The organism is Pseudonocardia sp. NPDC049635 (assembly GCF_040659795.1).
Classification (GTDB): domain Bacteria; phylum Actinomycetota; class Actinomycetes; order Mycobacteriales; family Pseudonocardiaceae; genus Pseudonocardia.
Genome location: NZ_JBFAON010000008.1, coordinates 72,015 through 97,908, shown reverse-complemented (window position 1 = coordinate 97,908; position 25,894 = coordinate 72,015). Strand labels below are relative to the sequence as shown.

At 73.9% G+C, this 25,894-nt stretch carries 24 protein-coding genes; 19 read left to right on the top strand and 5 right to left on the bottom strand.

Features of this window, described 5'->3' with window-relative positions:
- Window positions 1-39 precede the first annotated feature (39 nt).
- The 4 genes from AB0J24_RS12540 to AB0J24_RS12525 all read left to right on the top strand — a co-directional run bounded on the left by AB0J24_RS12540 (window position 40) and on the right by AB0J24_RS12525 (window position 3,264).
- Complete coding sequence (locus AB0J24_RS12540) at window positions 40-822, top strand: IclR family transcriptional regulator C-terminal domain-containing protein (protein WP_358679674.1); 783 nt, start codon at window positions 40-42, stop codon at window positions 820-822.
- Window positions 823-908: 86 nt separating this feature from the next.
- Window positions 909-2,081 (top strand): 5-methyltetrahydropteroyltriglutamate--homocysteine S-methyltransferase, encoded by a 1,173-nt coding sequence (locus tag AB0J24_RS12535; RefSeq protein ID WP_358679672.1) that lies wholly within the window; start codon window positions 909-911, stop codon window positions 2,079-2,081.
- Between the two features lie 39 nt (window positions 2,082-2,120).
- A complete protein-coding gene (locus AB0J24_RS12530; protein WP_358679669.1) occupies window positions 2,121-2,462 on the top strand; it encodes a TfoX/Sxy family protein in 342 nt (113 codons plus the stop codon).
- Window positions 2,463-2,496: 34 nt separating this feature from the next.
- Window positions 2,497-3,264, top strand: coding sequence for a class I SAM-dependent methyltransferase (locus AB0J24_RS12525; protein ID WP_358679666.1), 768 nt, complete (start codon window positions 2,497-2,499; stop codon window positions 3,262-3,264).
- A 178-nt stretch (window positions 3,265-3,442) separates the two neighbouring features.
- Here the strand turns inward: AB0J24_RS12525 and AB0J24_RS12520 are convergent, their stop codons facing one another.
- The 3 genes from AB0J24_RS12520 to AB0J24_RS12510 form a co-directional block, all read right to left on the bottom strand.
- Complete coding sequence (locus AB0J24_RS12520; protein ID WP_358679663.1) at window positions 3,443-4,216, bottom strand: iron-sulfur cluster assembly protein; 774 nt, start codon at window positions 4,214-4,216, stop codon at window positions 3,443-3,445.
- Window positions 4,216-5,283: an amidohydrolase family protein gene (locus tag AB0J24_RS12515; protein ID WP_358679660.1), complete on the bottom strand. Its 1,068-nt coding sequence runs from the start codon at window positions 5,281-5,283 to the stop codon at window positions 4,216-4,218. Before AB0J24_RS12515 ends, AB0J24_RS12520 begins: the two co-directional genes overlap by 1 nt.
- An 80-nt stretch (window positions 5,284-5,363) precedes the next feature.
- Window positions 5,364-6,392: an NAD(P)-dependent alcohol dehydrogenase gene (locus AB0J24_RS12510; RefSeq protein ID WP_358679657.1), complete on the bottom strand. Its 1,029-nt coding sequence runs from the start codon at window positions 6,390-6,392 to the stop codon at window positions 5,364-5,366.
- Between the two features lie 237 nt (window positions 6,393-6,629).
- Here AB0J24_RS12510 and AB0J24_RS12505 point away from each other — a divergent pair, with 237 nt between their 5' ends.
- Genes AB0J24_RS12505 through AB0J24_RS12495 form a run of 3 tightly spaced genes read left to right on the top strand, consistent with a single transcriptional unit; the run spans window position 6,630 to window position 9,223 of the window.
- Window positions 6,630-7,082, top strand: a complete 453-nt coding sequence (locus AB0J24_RS12505; protein WP_358679655.1) for a DUF4442 domain-containing protein — start codon at window positions 6,630-6,632, stop codon at window positions 7,080-7,082.
- A 25-nt stretch (window positions 7,083-7,107) separates the two neighbouring features.
- Complete coding sequence (locus AB0J24_RS12500) at window positions 7,108-7,770, top strand: NAD(P)H-binding protein (protein ID WP_358679652.1); 663 nt, start codon at window positions 7,108-7,110, stop codon at window positions 7,768-7,770.
- 31 nt (window positions 7,771-7,801) lie between these two features.
- A complete protein-coding gene (locus AB0J24_RS12495) occupies window positions 7,802-9,223 on the top strand; it encodes an NAD(P)/FAD-dependent oxidoreductase (RefSeq protein ID WP_358679649.1) in 1,422 nt (473 codons plus the stop codon).
- 6 nt (window positions 9,224-9,229) lie between these two features.
- Here the strand turns inward: AB0J24_RS12495 and AB0J24_RS12490 are convergent, their stop codons facing one another.
- Window positions 9,230-10,117, bottom strand: a complete 888-nt coding sequence (locus tag AB0J24_RS12490) for a DUF6474 family protein (protein WP_358679647.1) — start codon at window positions 10,115-10,117, stop codon at window positions 9,230-9,232.
- A gap of 167 nt (window positions 10,118-10,284) precedes the next feature.
- On the opposite strand from AB0J24_RS12490, the gene AB0J24_RS12485 reads away from it, so the two are divergent.
- Together AB0J24_RS12485 and AB0J24_RS12480 are read left to right on the top strand one after the other, a co-directional pair.
- Window positions 10,285-12,021: a TM0106 family RecB-like putative nuclease gene (locus AB0J24_RS12485; protein WP_358679644.1), complete on the top strand. Its 1,737-nt coding sequence runs from the start codon at window positions 10,285-10,287 to the stop codon at window positions 12,019-12,021.
- A gap of 10 nt (window positions 12,022-12,031) precedes the next feature.
- Window positions 12,032-13,837 carry a gamma-glutamyltransferase gene (locus AB0J24_RS12480; RefSeq protein ID WP_358679641.1) on the top strand — a complete coding sequence of 602 codons (1,806 nt, stop codon included), beginning with the start codon at window positions 12,032-12,034 and terminating at the stop codon, window positions 13,835-13,837.
- A 208-nt stretch (window positions 13,838-14,045) separates the two neighbouring features.
- Here AB0J24_RS12480 and AB0J24_RS12475 read toward each other — a convergent pair whose 3' ends face one another.
- The gene (locus AB0J24_RS12475; RefSeq protein ID WP_358679639.1) at window positions 14,046-14,744 is read right to left on the bottom strand and encodes an alpha/beta hydrolase; all 699 of its coding nucleotides are present in this window, start codon (window positions 14,742-14,744) and stop codon (window positions 14,046-14,048) included.
- A gap of 434 nt (window positions 14,745-15,178) precedes the next feature.
- Between AB0J24_RS12475 and AB0J24_RS12470 the strand changes: the two genes are divergently transcribed.
- The 10 genes from AB0J24_RS12470 to AB0J24_RS12425 all read left to right on the top strand — a co-directional run bounded on the left by AB0J24_RS12470 (window position 15,179) and on the right by AB0J24_RS12425 (window position 25,890).
- Complete coding sequence (locus AB0J24_RS12470; RefSeq protein WP_358679636.1) at window positions 15,179-15,793, top strand: cupin domain-containing protein; 615 nt, start codon at window positions 15,179-15,181, stop codon at window positions 15,791-15,793.
- A 54-nt stretch (window positions 15,794-15,847) separates the two neighbouring features.
- A complete protein-coding gene (locus tag AB0J24_RS12465) occupies window positions 15,848-16,441 on the top strand; it encodes an N-acetyltransferase (RefSeq protein ID WP_358679634.1) in 594 nt (197 codons plus the stop codon).
- Between the two features lie 104 nt (window positions 16,442-16,545).
- Window positions 16,546-16,986 carry a hypothetical protein gene (locus tag AB0J24_RS12460; protein ID WP_358679632.1) on the top strand — a complete coding sequence of 147 codons (441 nt, stop codon included), beginning with the start codon at window positions 16,546-16,548 and terminating at the stop codon, window positions 16,984-16,986.
- A 10-nt stretch (window positions 16,987-16,996) separates the two neighbouring features.
- Window positions 16,997-17,872 carry a DNA-formamidopyrimidine glycosylase family protein gene (locus AB0J24_RS12455; RefSeq protein ID WP_358679630.1) on the top strand — a complete coding sequence of 292 codons (876 nt, stop codon included), beginning with the start codon at window positions 16,997-16,999 and terminating at the stop codon, window positions 17,870-17,872.
- 21 nt (window positions 17,873-17,893) lie between these two features.
- Window positions 17,894-19,144: a histidine kinase gene (locus tag AB0J24_RS12450; protein ID WP_358679628.1), complete on the top strand. Its 1,251-nt coding sequence runs from the start codon at window positions 17,894-17,896 to the stop codon at window positions 19,142-19,144.
- Window positions 19,145-19,245: 101 nt separating this feature from the next.
- Window positions 19,246-20,142, top strand: a complete 897-nt coding sequence (locus AB0J24_RS12445) for a S49 family peptidase (protein ID WP_358679626.1) — start codon at window positions 19,246-19,248, stop codon at window positions 20,140-20,142.
- 171 nt (window positions 20,143-20,313) lie between these two features.
- Entirely contained in the window at window positions 20,314-21,159 is an 846-nt protein-coding gene (locus tag AB0J24_RS12440; protein ID WP_358679624.1) for a LytTR family DNA-binding domain-containing protein, read from the top strand.
- 1,208 nt (window positions 21,160-22,367) lie between these two features.
- The gene (locus AB0J24_RS12435; RefSeq protein ID WP_358679622.1) at window positions 22,368-23,576 is read left to right on the top strand and encodes a hypothetical protein; all 1,209 of its coding nucleotides are present in this window, start codon (window positions 22,368-22,370) and stop codon (window positions 23,574-23,576) included.
- Window positions 23,573-25,330 carry a cation acetate symporter gene (locus AB0J24_RS12430; protein WP_358679619.1) on the top strand — a complete coding sequence of 586 codons (1,758 nt, stop codon included), beginning with the start codon at window positions 23,573-23,575 and terminating at the stop codon, window positions 25,328-25,330. Before AB0J24_RS12435 ends, AB0J24_RS12430 begins: the two co-directional genes overlap by 4 nt.
- 203 nt (window positions 25,331-25,533) lie before the next feature.
- Entirely contained in the window at window positions 25,534-25,890 is a 357-nt protein-coding gene (locus tag AB0J24_RS12425; RefSeq protein ID WP_358679616.1) for a DUF485 domain-containing protein, read from the top strand.
- Window positions 25,891-25,894 lie beyond the last annotated feature (4 nt).

Genomic DNA, 25,894 nt, shown 5'->3' with positions numbered 1-25,894 from the left:
TCGCTGGTGCCGATCGGTCCCGGCGGCGAGACTAGGTCGGTGGTGTCCGATTCCTCCACCGCGGGCGGGGCGGCCCTGCGCCGCGCGCTGCGGGTGCTGGAGGCGGTCGCCGAGGCGGGCGACGGGGTGACCGCCAAGGCGCTCGCCCGCCGCCTCGAACTGCCGCTGCCGACCACGTACCGGCTGCTCGGGACGCTGGTCGAGGAAGGATATCTGGTCCGGTTCCACGCGGCCCGCGGCTACGGGCTGGGCTACCGGGTGGTCGGGTTGTACCGCGGCATGACCGACCGGATCGTGCCGCCCGCGCCGGCCAGGGAGATCCTGGCCGAGCTGCACACCCGGATCGGCGCTGCGGCGGTGCTGACCGTGCTGCGGTCCGACGACGTCGTGGTCGCGCACACCGAGACGTGTGCCGCGCACCCCGGCCCCGGCGCGATGCCGGGCGAGCTGCTGCCCGCGCACGCGACCGCACCGGGCAAGGCGCTGCTCGCCGCGCTCGACCCGGGCCGGCTCGCGGACGTGCTCGGGCCGGGGCCGCTCGCTCCGCTGACCCCGCACACCCTGGTCGACCGCAGGCTGCTCGACCGGGAGCTGCTGCGGGTGCGTTCGGCCGGTGTCGCGGTCGAGCTGGAGGAGCACGCCCGCGGCCGAGCCGGGCTCGCCGTCGTGGTGCCCGGGGGGCGGACGGCAGCGCTCGCGGTGCTGGTCAGCCGGGCCGATTTCGCCGAGCGGCGCTGGGCGCTGGAGCAGGCGGTGCGCGAGGCGGCGGGGCCGCTGGCCCGGCACCTCGCCGCGGCGCCGGGGATCGCGGCGTCGGGCTGAGACCGGACCGCCACCGGGCCGGCCGGGCTTCCACATGCCGGAAGACGGGTCGGTGGGCGTGCGTCCCCGGCGATACGTTCGCGGGCATGACGGAGACAGCGCAGTCCTCGCAGCAGTCCTCGCAGGCATCCACCGCCGACGACCTCGCGCCGTTCCGCGCCGATCACGTCGGCAGCCTGCTCCGCCCGCGGGAGCTGCTGGCGGCCCGCGAGCAGCACGCCGCCGGGACGCTCGACGACGCCGGTCTGCGCGCCGCCGAGGACGCGGCGATCACCGACGTCGTCGCCCTCCAGGAGTCGGTCGGGCTCCGCTCGGCCACCGACGGCGAGTTCCGCCGCACCTCGTGGCACATGGACTTCATCTACGCGCTCGGCGGCGTCACCAAGACCGACGGCCGGGTCGAGGTGAAGATGCGCAACACCTCGGGCCAGAACAACTTCACCTCCGCGGGGATGGCCGTCGACGGCCGGGTGCACCTCGCCGAGCCGATCTTCGCGACGGCGTTCGACTACCTCGCGTCGCAGGTCACGACCGCGACCCCGAAGCTCACCATCCCGTCGCCGAGCATGGTCTACGCCCGCGGCGGGCGCGCCGTCATCGACGAGGACGTCTACCCGGGCAGCGAGGGCATCGAGGCGTTCTGGGCCGACCTGTCGGCGGCCTACGCCGAGCAGCTCCGCGCGCTGTACGAGCGCGGCTGCCGCTACCTGCAGCTCGACGACACCGCGCTCGCCTACCTCAACGACCCGAACCACCGTGCCGAGCTCGCCGCGAAGGGCGACGATCCCGACACCCAGCACCTGCGCTACATCCGCCAGATCAACGCGGCGATCGCCGACCGGCCCGCCGACCTGCGGGTCACCACGCACATGTGCCGGGGGAACTACCGCTCGTCCTGGGCCGCCGAGGGCGGTTACGACCACATCGCCGAGGCGTTGTTCGGTGAGCTGGCGGTCGACGGCTTCTTCTGCGAGTTCGACGACGAACGCTCCGGCGGCTTCGAGCCGCTGCGGTTCGTCCCGCCGGGCAAGAAGGTGGTGCTCGGGCTGGTCACCACCAAGACCGGCGACCTGGAGGACGCCGGCGAGCTCGAGCGGCGGATCGAGCAGGCGGCGAGGCACGTGCCGCTGGAGCAGCTCTGCTTGTCCCCGCAGTGCGGGTTCTCCTCCACCGTCGAGGGCAACGAGCTCACCGTCGACGACCAGAAGCGCAAGCTGGAGCTGATCGTCTCGGTCGCCGAGAACGTCTGGGGCCGCTGATCCTGGCTGCTGTCGGTGGGTCGCGCCATACTTCGGCCCATGCCCTACGACGAGGGACTCGCCGCCCGGATCCGCACCGGCCTGGCCGCCGAGCCCCGGGTGGCGGAGCGCCGGATGTTCGGGGGGCTCGCGTTCCTCGTGGACGGGCACATGGCGGTGGCCGTCACCGGTGCCGGCGGGCTCATGGTGCGGGTCGATCCGCAGCGCTCGGAGGAGCTGCTGGGCAGGCCCCGAGCGTCCCGGATGGTCATGAACGGTCGCGAGCTCGCGGGCTGGCTGCGGGTGGTCGGTGAACCCGCCCCGGACGATCTGGACGGGCCCGAGCTCGCGAGCTGGGTGGCGGAGGGCGTCGCGTTCGTGCGCACTCTGCCGCCGAAATGAGCGGGGGTGCGGTGCCGGCCGCTACCGTCCGACCGTGACGACGACGGCTCCGTCCCCCCTGTACCAGCGCGTCCTCGCCGGGGCCGCGCCCGGCGCCCGGGTGCTCGACGTCGGTTGTGGCGCCGGTGAGCTGCTGGTGGCGGCGCTCTCGGCCGGGCTCACCGGGTCCGGTGTCGACGTCGCGCGTGGTGCCCTGGCGACGGCGGAGCGGGCCGCACCGGCCGCGGACCTGCGTCCCGGCGACGCACACGATCTCCCGTTCGACGACGACGTGTTCGACCTGGTCGCGCTGGTCCAGGTACTGGAGCACCTGACGGACCCGGTACTGGCGCTGCGCGAGGCCGGGCGGGTGTGCGTCCCGGGTGGCGGGGTGCGGGCCAGCGTCTGGGGAGCACCGGACGAGTGCGACGCGGCCGTGATCGGTGCGGCACTGGCGCCGCTGACCGCGGCCGCACCGGCACCACCGCAGGACCGGCCCCGTGCGGGGGCGGTAGGTCCGGGGCCCGATCGGAGCGGCACCGGGGCGCCGGCGCTGACCGACCCGGATCGGCTGGCGGAACTCGCCGGCGCGGCGGGACTGGCCGTGCGAGAGATCGCCGTCGTCCGGGTGCCGACCGACCATCCCGATCCGGACGACCTGGTCGCCGGGGTGCTGGCGTCCGGGCCGGGCAGGCATGCCGCCCGCTCGGCCGGACCGGGCGCGGTGCGCGAGGCTCTGCTGGCGGCCCTGGAGCCGTTCCGGGTGGGGGAGGGCTACCGGTTGGTCGACACCGTCCGGGTGCTCGACGCCACCCCGGGCTGAGCCGCCTCGGTCCATGATCCCTGTTTCGGGAGCGCGGAGTGCCGGACCCGGCACCGACACTCCCGAAACAGGGATCATGGTCGGCGGGAGGACGGGCACGCACGTGGGCCGTGCCCCCGGCGGCGAGGCACGGCCCACGTCGTTGCGGGTCCCGGCAGGGTCCGGTCCCGCTGCCCGCTCAGCTCCCGGCGGCTGCCGGGGCCCGATCCGCATAGCGGATCTTGAGCAGGGACTTGCAGTACTCCCCGTTGGTCTCGATCCCGACCCGCTGCAGCCGCGCCCGGCGCAGGTGGAGCGGGACCTGTTCGACCGTCACCGGCGACCCGTCGGAGTGCACCAGCAGCGGGGCGTCGTCCGTGGCCGGAAGACCGATCGTCTCCCGGCGGCGGCGCATCCGGGTGAGCTCGTCGGTGTCGGCCTCGGTCCCGGCGAGCTCGCCGAGGGTGAGCGCCGCGAGCTCCTCCGGGGTCCGGCCGGCGTCGACCAGCGGCCGGGCCACCCGGTCCTGGCCGGCCAGCGCGGCCTTGGCCAGGAAGGTGTGCCGCAGCTCGTCCAGCTCGGCGGCGGCCTCACCGTTGATCGACCCCTCGAACGACTTCACGAACCCGGCGTGTGCCGCGACGCCGCCGTTGATCTCCTCGGAGGCGTGGTGGTCCGCCAGCGTCACCTGCGCCCTGCTCACTCCGGGGACGGCCGTCACCGCGTCGTAGGCGTCGGCGACCATCAGGAACGAGAAGTTCGGCGCGCAGAAGAACGTCGGCAGCCGGAGCCCGACGGTCACGACGCTGCCGCCGTGACCGTCGGGCGAGACGGTGCAGGACTCGACGAAGTCGAGATCCGTGATGGGCTCGTCCAGCTCCGGGTCGAGCACCGTCCCCAGCGCGGACCACACGGCCTGCCGATCGACGGCACCGTCGGTGCCGGCGGTGGTACCAGCAGGTCCGCCGGCCATTACGCCTGAGCCCCGGCCTTGTTCTCGACGAGCTCCTCGCCCGGCGCCATCGGCTCGTCGGCCGAGGTGTCGGGAAGCTCCAGGCCGGCGGGCACCGGGATGTCGTAGAGCTTGGCGGCGTTCAGGCCGAGGATCTTCTTCTTCGACGCGGTGGTCAGGCGCGGGTAGTCGGCGAACTGGTCGTCGTCGGGCATCTGCCAGTCGACGAGCCCCTCCACCTGCCACTTCGGCGTCCAGATGTTGTAGTCGCCGCCGAAGGTCATCTTGTCCTCGCCGACCCAGAAGAGCAGCTCACCCATCACCTTGGCGAAGAACTTCGGGCGGGCGTGCATCAGGCCGCCGACGACGACCGAGAGGCCGGCGTAGACGTTGGGCTCCTGCACCGCCATGAAGCAGAAGTCCTCGATGCGCGGCAGGCCCACGTGCTCGACGATGAAGTTCAGGCCCTGGAAGTCGGTCGCGGCGTGGTCGACGTCGGCGATGTCGAACGCGTCCTTGTCCAACGGCCAGATCGTCGGGCCCTTGTGCACGTGGATGTTCTTGATGCCGAGCTCCTGGGCGGCCTCCAGGAACCGGTAGGCCTCGGGATCGGTCAGCTTGAAGCCGCGGGAGTCGCCGTTCCACTCCGCGGTGTAGAGCTTGACGCCCTTGAGGTTGAACTGCTTCGCGTCCGCCTCGAGCTGCTTGAGCCCGGCGTCGCCCTCGCGCGGGTCGAACCGGCCGTTGACGATGACCCGGTCACCGAAGCGCTCCAGCAGCGCCGAGTTCTGCTCGGTGGTGTTGAAGCCCTTCGTGTACCACTCCTTGAGGTACGTCGACTGGAAGATCGCGTAGTCGACGTGGCCCTCGATGAACATGTCGCGCTCGAAGTCGTCGATCGAGACCTTGAGGTAGCGCTCCCAGTCCCAGTGCGTCTCGGGCGGGCCGAGCTGGTGGTAACCGTAGAAGCAGTCGATCCAGCCCTTGGCGTACTGCTCGCGGCCCTCCCGCCAGTTCTCCCGGGAGGCGTCCCAGAAGTGGCAGTGGGAGTCGACGACGAAGTACTTCTCGCCATCCTTCTCGTACATGATTCCTCCTGCGCCGGCGTCGCCGCCGATCGGTGGTGGTCAGGAAAGACGTCCGTCTTGTACGTACGTGTGAACGGTGGTCAGGGGACGAGGATCGCCCGGCCGCGGACCTTGCCCGCGTCCAGGTCGTGCAGCGCGTCGATCGCCCGGTCGAGCGGGTACTGCGCGGTGTGCAGGGTGACCTTCCCGGCCTGGGCCAGGACCATCAGCTCGGCGAGGTCGTTGTAGGTGCCGACGATGTTGCCGATCACGTTCTTCTCGCCGGCCACGAAGTCGAGCGTCGGGGCCCGGAACTCGCCGCCGTAGCCGAGGACGAAGCAGTGGCCCGCGGGCCCGGTCATCGCCCAGGCGTCGAGCTCGGCGCCCTGCTCGGCGACGAAGTCGAAGGTGACGGTCGAGCCGCCGCCGGTGAGTTCCTGCACGGCCCCGACGTGGTTGCCGTCGGCGACCACGGTCTCGTCGGCGCCGATCTTCTTGGCGAGTTCCAGCGCGGCCGGGTTCTTGTCGACCACGATGATCCTGGTCGCGGTCAGCGCGGCGAGTGCCTGGATGCCGATGTGGCCCAGGCCGCCCGCACCCTGCACGACGGCGGTGGTGCCCGGGTACAGCAACGGCACCGCCTTGCGGACGGCGTGATAAGCGGTGATGCCCGCGTCGGCGAGTGCGGCGACGTCGGCGGGGTTGGTGTCCGGGTTGAGCTTCACGCAGGCCCGGGCGGTGGTCCGGAGGTACTCGGCCATGCCGCCGTCGTTGTTCGACAGGCCGGGGAAGAAGGCGTCACCGGTGCACTGCATGTCGCGCCCGGCCCGGCAGGCCAGGCAGAGTCCGCAGGAGGGCTGCGGGTGCAGGATGACGGTGTCGCCCACCCGGACGTTGGTGACGGCGTCACCGACGGCGTGCACCCATCCGGCGTTCTCGTGCCCGATCACGTAGGGCAGCTCGGGGTTCTGGATGTCGGCCCAGTCGCCGTCGACGATGTGCAGGTCGGTGCGGCACACCCCGGCGCCGCCGATCTTGACGATGACGTCGAGCGGTCCCTGGAGGGTGGGCTCGGGGATGTCGTCGATCTGGGGGTCCTGCTTGTACGCGTGCACCCGCACGGCCTTCACTCGGGTACCTCCTGTGTCGGACGCGCGTCGGCGCGCGTCGGCGTGGTGGGTCTCGCGGCGTTCGCGTCGTTCTGCTGTGGCCGGGCGGAGCGCAATGCGGCAGACCGCCTGTGCCTCCCGTCACAGCGATTCGAACCCCGTCCTCCCAGGGGGACAAGGGGGTCCCTTCTCACTCATCGATAATCGGGACAAATCGGATCACTTCCGTCGATTGTTACCCACGAGTAGCCTGCCGGAATGGCAGATGACGTGAGCTGGGTGCCTGCGGCGATGGCACAGGCGGTGCCGTGGGTGACCACGGCCGGGATCACCTTCGGCGACATCAGCACCGAACGGGTGGTGGCGTTCCTGCCCGACCGCCCCGACCAGCACAACCACGTCGGCGGCCCGCATGCGGCGGTGATGTTCGGACTGGGCGAGACGGCGTCCGGAGCCGTCGGGCTCGCCGCGTTCGCGGGGGCCGGTGACCGGGCGGTGCCGCTGGTCGTCCGGTCCGAGATCACCTACCTCGCGCTCGCCAAGGGCGACCTGAGCGCCGAGGCGGTGCTGACCCGACCGGCGGGTGAGGTGCTGGCCGAGCTGGACGCGGGGACCCGCCCCGAGTTCACCGTGGACGTCACGATCACCGACGCCGACGGGGTGCAGACCGGCGCGATGACGATCGTCTGGACGCTCAAGCCGCGCCGGTAGCTCGATCCGGATAGCGTCACCGGGTATGGACGTCGTCATCGCCGGAGGACACGGGCAGATCGCACTGCGGCTGTCCACCCTGCTCGCCGGGCAGGGACACACCGTGCGCTCGATCGTGCGCAACCCCGACCACCTGGACGACGTGCGCGCCACCGGCGCCGGCGGCGTGCTCGCCGACCTGGAGGCCACGTCGGCCACCGATCTCGCCGAGCACCTCACCGGTGCCGACGCCGTCGTGTTCGCCGCCGGGGCCGGACCGGGCAGCACCGCGGCGCGCAAGGAGACCGTCGACCGGGACGGCGCGACCCTGCTCGCCGACGCCGCCGCGGCCGCCGGGATCCGGCGCTACCTGCTGGTCTCCGCGACCGGCGTGGACGACGAGCCGGACCCGGGGCTCGGTGAGGTGTGGGTGGCCTACATCCGGGCGAAGAAGGCCGCCGAGGAGGTGGTGCGTGCCGACCGCAGGCTGGACGCCACGATCCTGCGGCCGCACCGGCTCACCGACGACCCCGGCACCGGGAAGGTGACGCTGGTACCGCCGCCGCTGGACCGGGGTGAGATCACCCGCGACGACACCGCGGCCGTCCTGGCCGCGCTGCTCACCGCGGACCACACGATCGGGTCGACCCTGGAGCTTCGTTCGGGTGACGTCCCGGCCGCCGACGCGGTGGCGGCACTCGGCGGGTGAGAAACCGGGCCCGAGCGGGGATGCTGGCGCCATGAGAGAGAACGAGTACGACGTCGTCGTGGTCGGGGCGGGCCCGGTCGGTGAGAACGCCGCCGGGTACGCGGTCGCCGCCGGACTCTCCGCCGCCCTGGTGGAGGACGAGCTGATCGGCGGCGAGTGCTCCTACTGGGCGTGCATCCCGTCCAAGGCGCTGCTGCGCACCCCGCAGGCCGTCGCCGACGCGCGCCGGCTGCCGGGCGTCACCGCGGACTTCGACCCGGCCGCGGTGCTGGACCGGCGGACCGCCTTCACCGCCGACTGGGACGACGCCGGCCAGGAGGAATGGGCCAGGGGCGCCGGTGCGGCCGTGCTGCGCGGCCGCGGGCGGCTCACCGGCGAGCGGACCGTCCAGGTCACCGGGCACGACGGGACCCGCACCACGGTCACCGCCCGTCGCGCCGTCGTGCTCGCCACCGGCAGCGTCCCGGTCACCCCGCCGGTCCCCGGCCTCGACACGGTGTCGTTCTGGGGGTCCCGCGAGGCGACGTCGGCGAAGGAGGTCCCGGCCCGGCTCGGGGTGCTCGGCGGTGGCGTCGTCGGCTGCGAGATGGCGCTGGCGTTCGCCCGGCTGGGGTCGCGGGTCACGCTGTTCCAGCACGGCGCGCGGGTGCTGCCCAACGCCGAGCCGGTCGCGTCGGAACGGGTCGCCGACGGGTTGCGTGAGGCGGGGGTCGACCTGCGGACCGACACCGGCCTGGACTCGGTCGAACCGGCCGGGGGCGACGGCGACGCGGTCCGGTTGCACGGTGGCGGGGACGTCGTCGAGGTGGACCGGTTGCTGGTGGCGACCGGTCGCCGGCCGAGGTCGGACGGGCTGGGCCTCGACTCCGTCGGGGTGGCCACCACCGATCGCGGTGCGGTACCGGTCGACGACACCGGGCTGGTCGAGAACGGCGGCGACTGGCTCTACGCGGTCGGCGACCTCAACGGCCGGGCACCGCTCACCCACCAGGGCAAGTACCAGGCGCGGATCGCCGCGCACGCGATCGCCGCGCGGGCCGCCGGTCGCCCGCTCGACACCGGCCCCTGGGGCGCGGACGTCGCCACCGCCGACCACATCGCCGTTCCGCAGGTGGTGTTCACCGATCCCGAGGTGGCCTGGGTCGGCCGGACCGCCGACGCCGCGCGGGCCGCGGGGCTGCCCGTCCGGGTGGTCGACATCGAGATCGCGGTGGCCGGCTCGTCGCTACGGGCGGACGGCTTCTCCGGCCGGGCGGTCGCCGTCGTCGACACCGAGCGCGAGGTGCTGGTCGGGCTGACGTTCGTCGGGCCCGGTGTCGCCGACCTGCTGCACGCGGCGACGGTCGCCGTGGTCGGCGAGGTACCGCTGCGGCGGCTGTGGCACGCGGTGCCGGCGTTCCCGACCCTCAGCGAGGTCTGGCTGCGGCTGCTGGAGGCCTACCGGGCCGGCTGAGCGCGCTCAGGCCCGCACACCCAGGTGGTCCAGCAGCTCGACCTCGATCCGGTCCAGGTCGCGCGAGATCGTGCGGTACGCCGCCTTGCGGCGGGCGGCCGGCATGTTCTCCGCGGCCCGGACCGCGGCCGCGAGATCGTGCAGCCGGGGCTCGGTCTCGTCGGCGAACCGCTTGGCCCCGGGGTCGGACCCGGTGGTGCCGTCCGCGCGCAGCTCGGCGATGGTGCGCGAGATCCGGGACAACCGCGCGTGCAGCTTGCCGCCCGGCCCGGAGTAGCCGCCCAGCTCGTCGGGGGAGACCCCGAGCCGGCGCGAGCGGTGGTCGTCGAGCCGGTGCCGCAGCGAGCCGGCAGCCGCCATCGCGTACGGCGCGAGCAGCGGCGCCAGCAACTTGGCGATCCCGAGGTAGCGCTGGACCTTCTTGGCGTTCCACTCGCGGGCGATGCGGGCGCGCTCGGCCTCCTTGGCGGCGCGGGCCTCGCTCTTGAGGCGCCCCTTCTCCGCGACGAGCGACGCCTTCGCCTCGGCCTTGCGGGCCTTCATGTCGGCCTTCGCCGCGGCCTTGGTGACCTTGCGGTCCGCCGAGCGGGCCTTCAGGTCGGCCTCGCTGAGCAGACCCTGCGCGGCGGAGGCCACCCGGTCACCGCCCTTGCCGACGGCGCGGCGGGTGGTGCGGGCTGCCCGGCGGCCCGCCTTGTCCGCGCGGCGGCTCGCGGCCTCCGCCCGGCGGCGCGCCTTCACGGCCTTGTGGTGGAGCTTCTCGGCCGCCCGGTCCGCGGTGTCGCGGGTGTACCCGGCGGCCTCCTGGACCCACTCCGACGCGTCGACCGCCGCCTCCCTGGTCGCCGCGGCGGCCCGCTCGCCCGCGCTCGGCTTCCTGCGCAGCAGTCCCATGTCGTGTCCTCCAGGTCTCGATCCACCGCACGTGATCGGGATTATCGTCGTCGCAGCCTAGGGCCCGCGCCACCGGGCGCGCAGGTCCGACACCGGTGGGTGACGTGACCGGTGGGCCGATCGGCACCCGTCGGAACTGTCGGGGGTGGTCTCTACCCTCGACGACCGTGAGCACCTCGACCGGATCCCGTACCGCGCCGCGCGTCCTGCTCGACGCCGCGGCGCTCAGCGGGTGCCGCCGCCGGGTGCACCTCGACCACGACCCGTCTGCGGCCCGGTCCCCGCGCGCGCTGCCCGACCCGGCGATCGAGCAGCGCCGGGCGGATGCAGCGGCACACCGGGCCCGGATCGGTGAGCTGCTCGCCGGGGTGTGGCGGGCCGACTGGGCGAGCGCCTGGCCGGGGGGTGCGAGCGGGCCGGAGTCGCCCGGCGGCCCGGGCGCCGACCGCGCCGAGCGGGCCGCGCGCACCGCCGAGCTGGTCGCGGCCGGGGCACCGATGATCTGGGGTGCCGTCCTCCCGACCGACGGTGACCGCCGGGGCGGCGCCGAGCTGCTGGTCCGCGCACCCGGCGGGGGATACGTCCCGGTGCTCGTGGTCCGGCGCCGGATCACCGACCCGGGTGAGGGGGCCCGCACCACCGCGGTCACCGACCCGTGGCCGCAGCGCGCCCGGCACGACCCGGATCGCAAGGTCCGCTCCCAGCCGCGTGACCTGCTCGCACTCGCCCAGCTCACCCGGCTGCTCGAGGCGGCGGGCTGGGCGCCGCCCGAGTCGGCCCCGCGGCTCGGCGGGGTGATCGGGCTCGACGCCGACGTCGTGGTGTGGCACGACCTGCGGGCCGGTCACTGGCCGGGCGGGCGGCACACCCTCGACGAGTACGACGCCCGGTTCGCCGACCGGTCGGCGGTGGCCCGGTCGGCCGCCACCGGCGGTCCCGCCCTCGCCGAGCCGTCCCGGATCACCGAATGCCGCCGCTGCCCGTGGTGGCCGACCTGCGAGTCGGAGCTGTCGGTCCGCGACGACGTCAGCCTGGTCGCGCACGGGGAGACCGCGCGGTTGCTGCGCGAGGCCGGTGTGCGGACCGTCGCCGATCTCGCCGCGCTCGATCCGGCCACGCCACCGCCCGCGCTCGCCGTCCCGCTGCCCGGGCCGCCCTTCACCGACCTGGTCGCGCTCGCCAGGGCCCGTGGCCGGGGGCTCGCGGTCGTCCGGCGGGTGCCCCGAGTGCCGGTCCCCCGGGGAGACGTCGAGGTCGACATCGACATGGAGAGCTTCGGTGAGGCCGGCGCCTACCTGTGGGGCGTGCTGCTGTCCTACCCGGGTGGCCGGCGCGACGGCGATCCGGAGCCGGGCTACCGGGCGTTCGCGACCTGGGAGCCGCTGCCCACCGCGGACGAGGGGCGCTCGTTCGGCGAGTTCTGGACCTGGCTGTCCGGGATCCGTGCGCTCGCGGCCGGGTCGGGCCGCTCGTTCACCGCGTACTGCTACAACGAGCAGGCCGAGAACCGCTGGATGCTGGCGTCGGCACAGCGGTTCGCCGGGGCCCCCGGTGTGCCGACCGAGCGTGAGGTGCGCGAGTTCATCTCCGACCCGTCCTGGGTGGACCTCTACGGCGTGGTCTCCAGCTGGTTCCTGTGCGCGCACGGCAAGGGCCTGAAGAAGATCGCGCCCGCCGCCGGGTTCGCCTGGCGCGACGCGGAGGCCGGTGGCGAGAACTCGATGCGCTGGTACCGCGACGCCGTCGCGATGGAGGGCGGCGAGCCCGATCCGGTGCAGCGGGAGCGGCTGCTGGTCTACAACACCGACGACGTGCTGGCCACGCAGGTGCTGCGGGAATGGATGTCGTCGGACCGGGTGCTGGAGGTGCCCCTGGTGAGCGAGCTGGCGCCGCCCGCCGTGTGAGGATGCGGGTGTGGCACCCCGTAGCTTCGACCGGATCGGCCCGCGCGGCGCGGTCAGCAGCACCCACCATCTCGGCACCGCCGCCGCGGCCTCCGTGCTCGCGCGCGGCGGCAACGCCTTCGACGCGGCCGCCGCGTGCGGGTTCGTCCTGCAGGTGGTCGAGCCGCACCTGTGCGGGCCGGGCGGTGAACTGCCGGCCGTGTTCGTCACCGCGTCCGACCCGACACCGGTGGTGCTCTGCGCGCAGGGGGTCGCCCCGGCCGCGGCCACGCCCGAGCGGCTGCGCGCCGAGGGGTGCGAGATCGTCCCCGGCACCGGGCTGCTCCCGGCGACCGTTCCGGGTGCGTGGGACGGCTGGCTGACCCTGCTCCGCGACCACGGCACCTGGGAGCTCGCCGACGTGCTGGAACCCGCGCTGGGGTATGCCGCGTCCGGGTTCCCGCTGCTCCCACGCGTTCCCGAGGTGCTGTCCGCGGTCGCGGAGCACTTCAGCACGCACTGGCCGAGCTCGGCCGCGACCTGGCTGCCCGAGGGCCGGATCCCCGGCCCGGGCGAGATCGTGCGGCTCCCCGCGCTCGCCGCGACGTGGCGGCGGCTGCTCGGCGCGGCGACCGGCCCGTCCCGCGAGGCGCGGATCGACGCCGCCCGCGACGCGTGGTACCGCGGGTTCGTCGCGGAGGAGATCGAGCGCTTCGTGGCGACCCCGGCCCGCGACGAGACCGGTCGTGACCACGCCGGGCTGCTCAGCGCCGACGACCTGGCGTCGTGGTCGTCGCACTATGAGCCGGCGGTGGTCGCCGACGCCGGGAACGGTTGGTCGGTCGCCAAGTGCGCGGGCTGGTCGCAGGGCCCGGTGCTGCTGCAGCAGCTGCGTCTGCTGTCCGGACTGGATCTGGAGCTGCCCGGCGGGACGGCCACCGCGGAGACCGTGCACGTCGCGGCCGAGGCGGCGAAGCTGGCCTTCGCCGACCGCGAGGCCTGGTACGGCGACTCGGCACCGGTCCCGCTCGACGAGCTGCTCTCCGACACCTACACCGACGCCCGGCGCGCGCTGATCGGTCCGGTCTCCGACGGCCGGTTGCGGCCCGGTTCGCCCGGTGGCCGGCAGCCCCGGATCGCGGCCTACGCGGCCGCCCCGGGTGCGGGCCGTTCGACCGGGACCGAGGGCCCCGGCTCGGGGGAGCCGACGGTCAGCAGGCAGGGCGTCACCCGTGGGGACACGGTGCACGTCGACGTCGTCGACGCCGCGGGGAACATGGTCTCGGTGACGCCGTCGGGCGGATGGCTGCAGTCCTCGCCGACCGTGCCCTCGCTCGGCTTCTGCCTCGGCACCCGCGGCCAGATGTTCTGGCTGGAGGAGGGTTTGCCCAGCTCGCTGCGCCCCGGCCGGATGCCGCGGACCACACTGAGCCCGTCGCTGGCCTTCCGCGACGGTGAGCCGGCCGCCGCGTTCGGCACGCCGGGAGGCGATCAGCAGGACCAGTGGCAGCTGTGCTTCCTGCTCGCGATGATCCACGGCGGGCTGGACCTGCAGGCCGCGATCGACGCACCGGCCTGGCACTCGACGGCGTTCCCCGGTTCGTTCGCGCCGCGCGGCTGGGAGGCGCACGGCCTGGTCGTGGAGTCCCGGCTCGGTGCGGTCACCCTTGCCGAGCTGTCCCGGCGCGGGCATGTCGTCGACGACGCGGGCCCCTGGTCGCTGGGCCGGATGTGCGCGGTCGGGCGCGGTGCGGTGCTGCCGGGCGGGGGAGGGGCGGGGGCGCTGCATGCCGCCGCCGATCCGCGGTCCGGGGTGGCGGCCGCGATCGCGCTCTGACCAGTTGGCACCGGCCCCCGGGCGGCACTGTGATCCGGCGGCACCGTGACCGGTTGGCAGCGGCCCCCGGCGGCACTGTGGTCCGGCGGTGCTGTGGCCGGCGCCGCGGACGCCCGCCGGTGAGTCTGCTCCTGTGCTCCGCGACCGCTGACCTCGTGGGAACGAGGTCAGCGGAAGGGTGCGACCCCTCGTCGGCCGTCCACGGATCTCAGGCGTCGCTCCGCGCTGCGGTGGCGATGACGTCGGCGAGCTCGGCAGGCTTGGTCAGCATGGGGCCGTGGCCGGCCTCGATCTCCACCACCGAGCTGGTGTGGCTGGCGAACTCACGCTGCAGCGCCGGGGAGAAGGACTTGTCCAGGGTGCAGACCACGTAGGTGGACGGGTGCTGGGTCCATCCGAGTCCCGTCACGGCTTCCCCGAGCGTGACCAGGGCGTGCGAACCCATGGCGTCGAGGACCGGGGCGGCCTGGGCCTCGGTCGCGTCGTTGAACACGTAGTCCTTGGCGCCCTGACGGTCGAGGGTCGCCGTGCCGTCCTCGGCGGGTTGCATGGCGGTGCCGAGCTGGCCGGGTTCGGGGTCGCGTTGCAGGAGCGCGGCGACGGACTCGCCGGCCTGCGGCAGGGCCGCGCAGACGTAGACGAGGTGTGCCACGTCGTCGTTGTCGACCGATGCCTCGGTGATCACCGCACCCGCGTAGGAGTGGCCGACCAGCACAGCAGGCTCACCCAGGTTCTTCAGTGCCTCGCGGACCGCCTGGGCATCGGCGGCGAGCGTGCCCTGGGGGCCGCGACTGGGCAGGTCGATCGCCGTCGCGGTGACACCCTGCTTTCCGAGCTCGTCGATCACACCGTTCCATGCCCACGCCCCGGTGAACGCGCCGTGGACAAGCAGCACGGGCTTACTCATGTGTCCGTCCTCTCTGAGACCTCCGCCGATCATGGCGGCGCGATGTGGTGGAGGCAACACTCCGCCCGTCGGCCCCGCCCGCACCCGGTCGGCCGATGCCTGTCGGCATCGGTGCGGACCGAGGGGTTGCACCGGTCCCGCCGAACCCGGTGGGTGCGGTGCCTGTCCGGGCCGCCGCGCGGCGCTCGGTGCAGGAACGCTCGGACGAACAGGGCCGTCCGGATTCCTGCCCTCCGTGTTCGTGCGGCACCTGCTCGGCGCCCGGAGCAGACGCGCGCACACCTGTCCCCGTGTCCCTGTGTCTGTGTCCCTGTGACCCCTCGATCTCGCGGGCACTTCGAGGCCATGAGGCACCGCGCGGGGTCTGCCTCGGTACCGCCGGGTGACGGGCACTAACCTCGCGGCGATCCGCCTCGCTCCCCGGGAGGACCGCCGTGCGCACCCGCCCCCGTCACGCTCTCGCCGGACCGGCGTTGCTGGTCGTCGTCGCGGCCCTGCTCGCCGGGTGCGCGCAGCCCGGTCAGCTGGGTCACGAGTCCGATCCCGGTGCGCCCGAGGCCGGGGCCCCGGCGTCTCCCGGCACGACCGAACCCGCACCACCCGGCCCGGGTGCCCCTGACCCGCAGGGTTCCGCCCCTCAGGACACTGCCCCACAGGACCCGACCGCCGCCGCGTTGCCCGGGGCGCCGGGGGCTCCGGTCGCGCAGGCCGGATCGGACACCCGGGCCACCCTCGACCGGCCGGTCGAGATCAGCACCCCCGGGCCCGCGGAGCTGCTGGTGCGCACCGAGGTGCTGCAACCCGGTCAGGCCAGCGGCTGGGTCCGGCACCCCGGTACGGCGATCTCCGCGATCCGGTCCGGCGAGCTCACCGTGCAGCGGGCCGGGCGCTGTGAACCACAGACCTTCCGGACCGGTGAGGCGTTCTTCCTCGGGGACGGTGAGCCGAACGAGCTGCGCAACGACGGGTCCGAACCGGTCGTGCTGACCCGGTCGCAGCTGCTCGCTCCCGGTGCCGTCGAGCGGGAGACGGTCGAGCCCGCCTGCTGAGACGGACCGGAACGCGCTGGGAACCGGTGCCCGGAGTTCGTAGCCTGCTCAGCCGTGAACGCCGTTCGTGACGCCACGCCCGCCGACGTCGACGACTGCGCGGACGTGTTGTCCGCCGCCTTCGCCGACTACCCGTTCACCCGGCACACGATCGCCGGGGACGATCACGCCCGGCGGTTGCGTTCCTGCCACGAGCTGCTGCTGCGCGCCGTCGGGCTGCCGCACGGGCGGGTGCACGTGATCGACGGGCCGGAGCGCATCGACGCCGTCGCGGTCTGGACCGTCTCCGGCCCGGTGGTGGACCAGGCACTGGTCCGGGTGGCGCCGCGGCTCGCCGAGCTGGCCGGGGACCGGGCCGCGGTGGCCGCCGACGTCGAGGACGCACTGGCGCGGTTGCGACCACCCGGACCGTTCTGGTTCCTGGCGCCGGTCGGGGTCCGGCCCGCGCGGCAGGGGAGCGGACTGTGCCGGGCTGTGCTCGCCCCCGGGCTGGCGGCCGCGGACGCCGAGCGGCTCCCCGCCTTCCTGGAGACCTCGTCCCCGGTGAACGTGGAGATCTACCGGCGGATGGGCTTCGGCGTCGTCGCCGAGATCGACCTGCCGCACGGGGGCCCGCGCACCTGGGCGATGGTCCGGCCGGTCGCCTGACGCACGGTCGTGGCACCCCCGCGCGGGCGCTCGGTTCTGTCGGTGCGCTGTGGGAGCATCGATCGCGGTAGGGGCGGGCGAGCGGACACCCCGGGACGGGACGGATGGCGACGAAGACGGTCATCGCGGCGGACTACCGCGAGTGGCAGGTGCAGCGGCGGATCGAGTGGACCACGCCCGCCGTGGGCGACGAGTTCGAGCACGACGTCGACGCGGGCAACGGCGCGGTCGTGCTCATTCTGTCCACACTGGGCCTGTTCTGGCTGGTCCTGCTGGTCTGGGCGCCCAGCGGTGTGGTCTTCCCCTGGTTCTACTGGCTGGTGGTGATCATCGGTCTCGGTTTCTTCCCGGTCCGCTGGCTGCTGCGGCGGCCGTTCACGATCACCGCGAAGACCCAGGGTGGCTACGACCTGCCACCGGAGAAGTGGACCGGAATGGTCCGTGGCCTCGCCACCGCCCGCGAGGAGACCAAGGTGGTGATCCGCAGCCTGAAGAACCGTTCGACGCCCGGCCACGCGGACAGTCCGTTGCAACCCATCAACTAGGAGTCGCGCCGTGCCCGAACTGCCGGAGGTGGAGGCCCTCGCACATCACCTGCGCGAGCACGCCGTGTACCGCCCGGTGGCCCGGGTGGACCTGGCGTCGATGAGTGCGCTGAAGACCTTCGACCCGCCGGTCTCCGCGCTGACCGGCCGGATCGTGACCGGTGCGTCCCGGTTCGGGAAGTTCCTCTCCGTCGACTTCGCCGACCGGCCCGGTGAGCCGTTGCACCTGGTCACCCACCTGTCGCGGGCCGGTTGGCTGCGTTGGCACTCGACCGCAGGCAGCACCCCGCCGAAGCCGGGCCGGGGCCCGTTGCAGCTGAGGGTGCACCTCGACACCGTCGGCGGCCCCGGTTTCGACCTGACCGAGGCCGGCACCCAGAAGCGGCTCGCCGTGTACCTGGTGCCGGACCCGGCCCAGGTGCCGGGGATCGCCCGGCTGGGGCCGGACGCGCTGGAGCTGACCCGCTCCGGGCTCGACGGAGTGCTCGACGGCGACAACCGGCGGCTCAAGACACTGCTGGCCGACCAGCGGACGCTCGCCGGGATCGGCAACGCCTACTCCGACGAGATCCTGCACACCGCACGGCTCTCGCCCTACGCCGTCGGTTCCCGGCTCGACGAGGCCGCCCGGGACAGGTTGTTCGAGGCACTGCGCGGGGTGCTGACCGACGCCGTCGAGCGGTCGGTTGGACAGGGCGCCGCCGAGCTGAAGGGTGAGAAGCGGTCCGGTCTGCGGGTGCACGCCCGCACCGGGCTCCCCTGCCCGGTCTGCGGCGACACCGTCCGGGAGGTGTCGTTCGCCGAGAGATCGTTCCAGTACTGTCCGACCTGTCAGACTGGTGGCAAGCCGCTTGCGGACCGCCGGTTGTCCCGGCTGGTGAGGTAGGTCGTCCCAGGAGGCGCAAGGGTGATCAGGACGGTCGGGGTTGCGGTGCGACTCGCCGTCGTCGACGGGCAGACGGGGCTCACCCCGTCCCTGGTCCTGCTGTTGATCGTCGCGGTCGTCGTACTGGTCATCGCCGTGTTCGTGTTCCTGTGGCAGCGCAACCGCCGCAACAACATGGTCTCGCCGCTGGCCAAGGCCACCTTCTCCGCGCTGCACACGGTGGCGCTCGCCGCCCCGGTGCTGCGGGAGGGGCTGTCCCAGCGCTCCGCCTCGCAGGCCCTGCCCTACCTGCGTCAGCTGCTGGAGAGCACGGCGATGGCGATGACCGACTCCCGCGCCACCGTGCTGGGCTGGGACGGCAGCGCCGACCAGCACCAGCAGGACGTGCAGACCCTCGCCGACCGGGTGATCTCCACCGGCCGGATGGAGCTGATGAGCCACACCTCGATCAAGTGCAACCAGCCGGGCTGCGAGGTGCGCGGCATCGTCGTGGTGCCGCTGGAGAGCGACGGCAACATCATCGGCACCCTCGCCGCGCTCACCCCGGCGACCGCCGGGCCGCCGGTGCTCCGGGCGACCGGCGAGGTCGCCCGCTACGTCTCCAGCCAGCTGGAGCTCGCCGAGCTCGACGACTCCCGGGCCCGGCTGAACCGGGCCGAGGTGCGTGCGCTGCGGGCCCAGATCTCACCGCACTTCGTGTACAACGCACTGACCACGATCGCGTCCTTCATCCGGACCGACCCGACCCGGGCCCGGGAGCTGCTGATCGAGTTCGCCGACTTCACCCGGTACTCGTTCCGGTCGGCGGGTGAGTACACGACGCTGACCGACGAGCTCAACAACATCGAGCGGTACGTGCGCCTGGAGAAGGCCCGGTTCGGGAACCGGCTCAACATCCGGTTGCAGATCGACCCCGAGGTGCAGAACGTCGTGCTGCCCTTCCTCGCTCTGCAGCCGCTGGTGGAGAACGCCGTGCGGCACGGGCTGTCCGGCAAGCCGAACGGCGGGACGGTCACCATCCGGGCGGAGAACGCCGGATCCGAGTGCGTGATCGTCGTCGAGGACGACGGCGTCGGTATGGACCCGGCCCGGCTCAACGAAGACCTCGACGACGCCCATCTCTCCGGCGCGCACGTCGGCCTGGGCAACGTCGACGACCGGATGCGGTCGGCGTTCGGGGACAACTTCGGCCTGGTCGTCGACACCAACATCGGCGCAGGTATGAAGATCACCCTGCGGGTCCCGAAGTTCCGGGCGGGGATCCGCGCCTGAGCGCCCGCGTCGCTACGCCACCCGGGTGAGCGGCAACACGCCCCGATGTGCCGACCCGGTCACGCCACGTCACGGACGGCTCCCGCGTACGGTGGGACCGCATGGACGTCCTGCGCATCCCCGCCGCCGTGACCTCACGGTTGCCGGGCAGACTCGGTGAGACCGTCGGTGCGACCGGTTCCCCGGTGGTCTCCGTGGCGCGGCTGCACGGCGTGATCAGCGCCCAGGCAGCCCCGGTCCCCCGCCAGGTCCTCAACGCCGCCTCGGTGGAGAAGGTGCTGGAACGGGCGTTCGCCCCGGACCGGCTCGCCGCTGTCGCCCTGGTGATCAACTCACCCGGCGGGTCACCGACCCAGTCGCAGCTGATCGGCGACCGGATCCGCGGCCTGGCCGCGGAGAAGGACGTGCCCGTGCTCGCGTTCTGCGAGGACGTCGCGGCGTCCGGCGGGTACTGGCTGGCCTGCGCGGCCGACGAGATCTACGCCTGCTCGACCTCGATCGTCGGCTCGATCGGCGTGGTCAGCGCCGGGTTCGGGCTCGACGGGTTGATCGACCGCTGGGGGGTGACCCGGCGGCTGCACACCGTGGGCGGGTCGAAGGCCCGGCTGGATCCGTTCCTGCCCGAGAAGCCGGAGGACGTCGCCTGGCTGACCGCGCTGCAGGAGCAGCTGCACGAGCGGTTCGTGGCCTGGGTCCGGGAGCGGCGCGGGGACCGGCTGGCGAGCGACACCGAGCTGTTCGACGGCGAGGTGTGGCTGGGTGACCGGGCCCGCGAGCTCGGCCTGATCGACGGGATCGGCACCGCGCACGACGTGCTCACCGAGCGGTTCCCGGACGCCGAGCAGCGACCGGTCGAGGCGCGCAAGCCGTTGCTCGCCCGGCTGGGGGCGGGTGGTGCGGTGTCCCTCGGTCACCCGGGAGTGGATCCCGCGGCGCTCGGGTCGGAGCTGCTGGCGGCGGTCGAGACGAGGGCCACCTGGGCGCGGTTCGGGTTGTGAGACAACGAGCTGCCGCACTCGTGCGGGGATGCCGCCGCGTGTCCGGACGGTCACCGATCCGGTTCGTGCCCTGGCACTCAGCGCGTCGGCACGTCACCATGGTCGCGGTGCCGGGCGATCATCGAGATCGGTGCGATCCCGGTCCGGGACCGGAAGCAGGATGAGGAGATCGTGGACAGCAACGACACCACTCGGGGACTGGTCGTGCTCGCGGTGGACGACGAGCAGCCCGCGCTCGAGGAGATGGCATTCCTGCTGAACGAGGACGCGCGGGTCTCCACCGTTCTCAAGGCCGGTGAGTCCACCGAGGCGCTGCGCATCCTGAACGGTCGCCGGGCGGGCGCCCCGGCCGGCGGGCCGTCCGGTGGTGCCGGTGACATCGCCGAGCAGACCGACATCGACGCCGTGTTCCTCGACATCCGGATGCCCGGGCTGGACGGTCTGGAACTCGCCCGGGTCCTGAAGAACATGGCGGTCCAGCCGGCGATCGTGTTCGTCACCGCGCACGACGACCGGGCCGTCGACGCCTACGACGTCGGCGCCATCGACTACCTGCTCAAGCCGCTGCGCACCGAGCGGCTCTCCGCTGCGCTGGACCGGATCCTGTCCACCCGTCGTACCGGGCCCGTCGAGCAGGCCCGGGACGACTCCGGTGACGACGAGGTGATCCCGGTCGAGCTGGCCGGAACCACCAAGCTCGTGCCGCGCTCCGCGGTGCGTTATGTCGAGGCCCAGGGGGACTACGCCCGGTTGCACACCACCGACGGGAGCCACCTCGTGCGGATCCCGCTGTCGGTGCTGGAGGACCGCTGGCGCGACGCCGGTTTCGTCCGTATCCACCGCTCGTTCCTGGTCGCGTTGCCGCTGGTCACCGAGTTGCGGCTGGCGGGCTCGGGCTACGTCGTCCGGATCGGTTCGGGGCCGGAGACCGCCGAGCTGCCGGTCAGCCGCCGGCACACCCGTGAACTGAAGGACCGCCTCGTCCGCGCGACCAAGCAGGCGTGGAGCCAGAGGTGAGCAGGTCCACCGGCGGCCTCCAGCCGTCGGTGCGCCCGACGTCCGAGCACCAGACGCCGGACGATCACGACGGTTCCGGCGCCCCTGGTCCCGCCGCGCCGCGCGAGCCTGCCGTGTGGCCCAACCGCGCGGTCCGTGACGCGGCAGGCCCCGCTCGCGCCCCGGGCGGGGCGTCCCGCCACGGCTCCACCCCGGCGGGGCAGCCGGACGCGCCGGGGCCGGATCAGATCGAGGGGCAGCACCCACGTGCCGGGGCGGCCGGCCCGGTCGCGCCGCGGCCGCGCAGTCCGGCGTTCTCCGGTGGAGTCCCGCGGCCGCCCACCGGCGGGGAGCAGCGCTCGGTCGGAGACGCCGGTGCGGGGCGGCCCCCCGGCTCCGCCGCCGGGAGCGGAGCCCCCGCAGCGGGGCCCGCGGTGGCGGAGACGCTCGGGAGCGGACACCCGCCTGCGGGGCCCGCGGTGGCGGAGACGGCCGGGAGCGGACACCCGCCTGCGGGGCCCGCCGGGGGGTCGGCCGGGAGCGGACATCCGCCTGCGGGGCCCGCCGGGGGGTCGGCCGCGGAGCGGGCCGGAGCCGGAGCGGGAGCCGGAGCCGGAGCCGAGGGTGGTGCGGTCGCCGGGTCCGCCCCGGCGGCCGTGGACCGGCCGGGACGCCGCTCCCGGCGCGAGGCGAGGACCGGAGCCGACGAGACCGGGACCCAGGGTCCGGGCTGGCTGCAGCAGGAGATCGCACGCCGGGTCGCGGACCGCGCCGGTGGGTCGGGCAGACACGCCCGAGTCGAGTCTGCGGCGCCACCCTCCGCCGCTGCGGAGCCCGCGCCGCCGCCGCGCCCCGCGGTTGCGGACCCTGTCGCGCCGCCGCCTCACGCGGTGGCGGATCCGGCTGCGCCATCGCCTCACGCGGTGGCGGGCCCTGTCGCGCCGCCGCCTCCCTCGGTTGTGGACGCCGCCACGCCACCTCCCGCCGCTGCGCCGCCGCGCCCCGCGGTTGCGGATGCTGCGCCGCTGCGCCGCGCTGCCGCGGGCCCGGGCGGGTCACCGTCGCAGGAGGACGGGCCGTCCGAACCCGAGTCCGATCCCGGGGCCGAGGACGGGCCCCGAGCCGGGGACGGGCCGGAGGTGGAACGCGACCCGGGGGCCGACGACGACCCTCGCGGGCCGCGGCGGCCCCGGGCGCGTTCCGGACACCCACGTCCGCGCTCCACGCTGATGCCGGACCCCTACGCCCCGGCCGGCGTGCGGGACCCGGCCGCGTCCGGTGGCTGGTCCGCCGCGGCCGGGCCCACCGACAGCGGCAAGCAGTGGCCCCCGGTCACCGGTGCGGCCGGGCTGCCGCGGCGCATCCCGGGTGCGACGACGGAGTGGCGTCGCGGCTGGGCCCCGGACCGGAGCGCCTTGCTCGGCGTGGCCGGCGAGACCGCTGCCGACGCGAGCTCGGCCGACGTCGGAGCCGGCACCGGGGTGGAGGAGCACCCCGAGACCAAGCCTGTCCCGACCCGCTGGACCGCGGCGGGGCGCCGCAGCGCACCCGAGGTGCCCGCGGGCCCGGCCGGCAGCGCGTCCCCCGCCGGGGCTGCCGATCCCGCGGACCCGGACCTGCGGGCCGCCCGGTCCGGCGACGCGGGCACGGCCTCGCACGAGGACCTGAACCGGGACCGGTACGGCGGCCGCTATGCCGCCGACCCGGACGAGGGCACCCCGGACGGTGGCCTGCCCGGCGGTGACCTGCCCGGCGGTGACCTGCATGGTGATCACCCGTACGGCGGTGACCTGCACGAGCACGCCCCGGACGACGCTGCCCACGACGACGCTGCCCACGACGACGAGGACCCGGGCGATCCGCACGACGAGCTGCGCGGCCCCGCCGCCGAGCGCACCGAGGTCATCTGGCGCGCCCCGGGGCTCGACGCTCCGGTCGCCCCGGCCCCGCTCCCGGAGCCGGGTGCCGATCTCCTGGCCACCTCGCTCGCTCCCTACACCGGTGCCCGGCCCCGCCGGTTCGCCGCTCCACCGACCGACGTACCGGTGCAGGAGGCCGCCGACTCCGACGACGGCCCGGGCAGCAACCGCGTGCGGATCGTGCTGTCCGAGCGCCGGTCGACCGCGCACTCGTCGCGCGGACTGTCCGACGTGCAGGACCCCGGCGCGGTCGGCACGCTGCTGCGCAACTCGCTGGTCCGGACCCAGCTCCTGCTCGCGTTGCGGGTGAGCCTGGTCGCGCTGTTCACCCTGGGCATGCTGCCGGTGCTGTTCATGGCGCTGCCGGTGCTCGGCGAGATCGAGGTGGCCGGGATCCGGCTGCCCTGGCTGCTGCTCGGCCTGCTCGTCTACCCGTTCCTGCTCGGTCTGGGCTGGTGGTACGTGCGCTCGGCCGAGTCGGTCGAGCAGGACTTCGCCGACGACGTGGCGGATCGGTGAGCGCTACGGCCGTCGCGTCGCTGGTCGCGATCGTCCTGGTGGCCGTGGTGTCCGCGGTCATCGGCTCGATCGCCCACCGTACCCGGCTGACCTCGGACTTCCTGGTCGCTTCGCGTACCGTGCCGTCCCGGTTGAACGCGGGGGCGATCTCGGGCGAGTACCTGTCCGCGGCGTCGTTCCTCGGCATCGCCGGGCTGATCCTGGTGGAGGGTGTCGACGGGCTCTGGTACGCCGTCGGCTACACCGCGGGTTATCTGCTGCTCCTGCTGTTCGTGGCGGCCCCGCTGCGCCGCTCCGGCGCCTACACGGTGCCCGACTTCGCCGACGCCCGGCTCGCCTCGCCGGCTCTGCGCCGGGTCTGCGCGGCCGTCGTCATCGTGATCTGCTGGCTCTACCTGCTGCCGCAGCTGCAGGGGGCCGGACTGACCCTGGGCATCGTCACCGGCCTGCCGGACTGGATCGGCTCGGCCGGCGCGGGCGTCGTCGTGCTGGCCACCGTCGCGCTCGGCGGCATGCGCTCGGTGACGTTCGTACAGGCGTTCCAGTACTGGTTCAAGCTGACCGCGCTGGCCGTCCCCGCGGTGATCGGTCTGGTGATCTGGTTCGGCGACGGCCACACGTTCTCCCGCGACGAGCCGCCCGAGTTCCGTGAGCCGACGACCGTCTCGGTGACGACGCCGGTGACGCTGGACGTCCGGCTCTCGGTCGACGTGACGGCCCGCGGCATCGTGAACGGGGTACCGGTCGACGGTCCGCTGCGCTGGGTCGCCGGGTCCTCGCACGACGTCGCAGCCGGCACCGAGCTGGCCTTCGCGGCCGGTGACCCGGTGCCGGTCACCAGCGGTGCGCCCACCGACGACGAGAGCTGGTTGCGTCCCTTCGCGGGCTCCGGGGAGCATCAGCTGCTCGGCACCTACTCGCTGATCCTGGCCACCTTCCTCGGCACGATGGGCCTGCCGCACGTGCTGGGCCGCTTCTACACCAACTCCGACGGGCGGGCGGCCCGGCGCAGCGCGGTCGTCGTACTGGCCATGCTCGGCGGCTTCTACATCCTGGTGACGCTGATGGGTGTGCTGGCCCGGGTGTACACCCCGCAGTTGCTGGTCACCGGGCGGTCGGACGCCGCGGTGCTGCTGCTGCCCACCGCCATCCTGGGCAGTGGGCTGCTCGGTGCGCTGGTCGCCGGGCTGGTCGCGGCCGGGGCGTGGGCCGCGTTCCTCTCGACCGCGTCCGGCCTGCTGGTGAGCCTGGCCAGCGTCGTGTCCACCGACGTGCTGCCCGGCAAGGGACGGGTGACCCGGCAGTTCCCGCTGGCCACCGTGATCGCCGGGTTGCCGCCGACCGTGGTGGCACTCATCCCGACCGGGCTGAACTTCGCCGAGGCCGTCGCGCTCGTCTTCGCGGTGGCCGCGTCGACCTTCTGTCCGCTGCTCGTGCTCGGCATCTGGTGGCGCGGTCTCACCGACGTCGGCGCGATCGGCGGCGTCCTGGTCGGCGGGGTCACGTCGGCCGCGGCCGTGGTGGCCGCCCTCGCTCGGCTCGACACCGCCTTCCTCGGGCCGGCCGCCGGCTGGGTCGAGATGCTGTTGTACCGCCCGGCGATCGTGAGCGTGCCGCTCGCGTTCGCCACGATGGTCGCCCTCTCGCTGCTCACCCGGTCCCGCAGGCCGGAGGACGCGGGCCAGGTGATGCTGCGACTCCACGCACCCGAGAGGTTGGGCCTTATGCGTGACAGGCTCGACGACCGGACCTGATATAGGCCCGCAAAGCAACTACCTTGAGTAACCGGATCGGCCGAACGGTTGGTCCGGACCGGGCAACTTTCCGCCGTTCGGGACGTTCGATCGTCGCTCCTGGCGCCCGTCGTCGTTGTGCGGGGTAAGGGTGTCCCGCGGCTCACCGGCCGCGGCGCCCCGCACCCCCTTCAGCACGATGCGAAAGGCCGGTGAACGGCGCCATGAGCAGCCCTGCAGGGGGGCCGGCCGGGACCGTGTACCAACAGGTCCAGGCCAGCCCCGAGTTCCGGGCGTTCCGTACCCGGCTGCGCCGGTACGTGTTCCCCATGACCGCGATCTTCCTGGCCTGGTACCTGGCCTTCGTCGTACTCGCCAGCTACGCCCCCGGCTTCATGTCGATCCGCGTCGGTGACACGGTCACGATCGGCCTGCTGATCGGCCTCGGTCAGTTCGTCAGCACCTTCGTGATCACCACGCTGTACGTGCGGTTCGCCGAGCGGGAGATCGACGGGCCGGCCGCGGAGCTGCGGGCCCGGGTGGAGACCGGTCTCGCCGGGACGACGGAGGTGCGGGCGTGACCGG